We start from the raw sequence: 1,506 nt of genomic DNA, 5'->3' as shown, positions 1-1,506 counted from the left end.
ATCGTCGTCGAGGCGGTCGAGATCGACGGCAACAAGATCTTCGTCGCCGGCACGGCCGATCCCGGCCGCAAGGTGCGTGCCTATGCCAACGACATACTGCTCGGCGACGCCCAGACCTCGCCTGACGGCCATTTCCTGGTCGAAGCGGCGCGCGACATTCCGGTCGGCAGCTACACCATCCATGTCGATGCGCTCGATGCCGACGGGTTGAAGGTGGTGGCCCGCGCCGCCGTGCCCTTCGAGCGCGAGCCGGGTGAGTCGGTCGCCGCCGTGGCGCCGGCCGAGGTCAAGCCGGCGGAGGCAAAGCCCGCCGAAGCCAAACCAGCCGCGCCCGCGACAGCGGGCGAAGCGCCTGCTGCCCCGGCAGCCGAACCCGCTGCGCCTGCAACGACGGCCGAAGCGCCTGCTGCTGCTCCTGGCGCCGAAGCCCCGGCCAAGGTGGCTGCCGCGACGCCCGACGCCCCCGAGACGGTGGCGCCCAAGCTCGAACATGCCGATAACGCCGTCATCATCCGGCGCAACGATACACTGTGGCGGATCTCGCGCCGCGTCTATGGCCACGGCGTGCGCTATTCCACCATCTATCTCGCCAACCAGGACCAGATCAGCAACCCTGACCGCATTTGGCCGGGCCAGGTGTTCAAGGTCCCGCAAAAGTCGAAGGAAGGCGAGGACGCCGACATGAAGGCGATGGGCGACCAGATGACGACGGCGCCGACGAAGACGCAGTAGGAATTCGGCGATTGGCCAATCTCCCCCTTGTGGGGAGATGCCCGGCAGGGCAGAGGGAGCGCTGTCGCGCCAACTCCGGAAATTGCCTCCATTGCAGTGCGCAGGCGTTATACTACCCACCAGCTTAGCTTGCCCTCGCATCGTTCATCGTCTATCGCCGATGAACGATGACCGAATCCCTGACTGAACCCACCCTGGTGGGCGCTCCGCCCGGTTGCGCCCCGGACAGCCGCGCCGTCGCGGCGCGGTTCGCGGCACTTTCGCATCCGGCACGCATCGAGATCCTCAGGCATCTCGCCGCCAGCCGTTCCTGCTGCTGCCGCGAGGTGGTCGACCATCTCGACCTCGCCCAGTCCACCGTCTCGCAACATCTGAAGATACTGGTCGAGGCCGGGCTGGTCCGTTTCGAGCCCGACCGCCAGCGCTCGCGCTACGAGGTCGACCACGCGGCGCTCGCCGATGTCTCGGCGTCGCTCTCGGCGCTGGTCAAATCCTGCTGCTCCGTCGGCTAGAACAAGAAGGCAAAAAGAATGGCCGGAAAAACCGTCTCCGATTCCTCGACCCTCGCGACACTCCGCAATCTGTGGCCCTATATGTGGCCGACCGACCGGGCCGACCTGAGGGCGCGCGTCACCTGGGCGACGCTGCTCCTGGTTGTCGCCAAGGTGACGCTGGTGGCCGGCCCCTATTTCTTCAAATGGGCGACCGACGCGTTGGCTGGCGCCGCGAAGACGCCGCCGCCGCTGCCGTCCTTCCTGCTTGCGCCGGTAATGC

At 67.0% G+C, this 1,506-nt stretch carries 2 protein-coding genes and 1 pseudogene; all 3 read left to right on the top strand.

From position 1 onward, the window contains the following. Window positions 1-732 (top strand): LysM peptidoglycan-binding domain-containing protein (locus tag EN781_RS32350; protein ID WP_145965781.1); only part of this gene is annotated, 732 nt, incomplete at its 5' end. 167 nt (window positions 733-899) lie between these two features. Beyond that, window positions 900-1,244, top strand: coding sequence for a metalloregulator ArsR/SmtB family transcription factor (locus EN781_RS32345; RefSeq protein ID WP_126055676.1), 345 nt, complete (start codon window positions 900-902; stop codon window positions 1,242-1,244). Window positions 1,245-1,262: 18 nt separating this feature from the next. Further along, window positions 1,263-1,506: pseudogene (locus tag EN781_RS32340) on the top strand (metal ABC transporter permease); the annotation flags it as partial.

The sequence above is a fragment of the Mesorhizobium sp. M4A.F.Ca.ET.090.04.2.1 genome, from assembly GCF_003999085.1.
In the GTDB taxonomy this organism is placed as follows: Bacteria; Pseudomonadota; Alphaproteobacteria; order Rhizobiales; family Rhizobiaceae; genus Mesorhizobium.
The sequence above is the reverse complement of the archived record's forward strand: the minus strand, read 5'-3'. Positions and strand labels throughout refer to the sequence as shown.

Excerpts from the sequence above, each read along its gene's own strand:
- EN781_RS32345 (WP_126055676.1), top strand. The coding sequence starts at position 900 with ATGACCGAATCCCTGACTGAACCCACCCTGGTGGGCGCTCCGCCCGGT.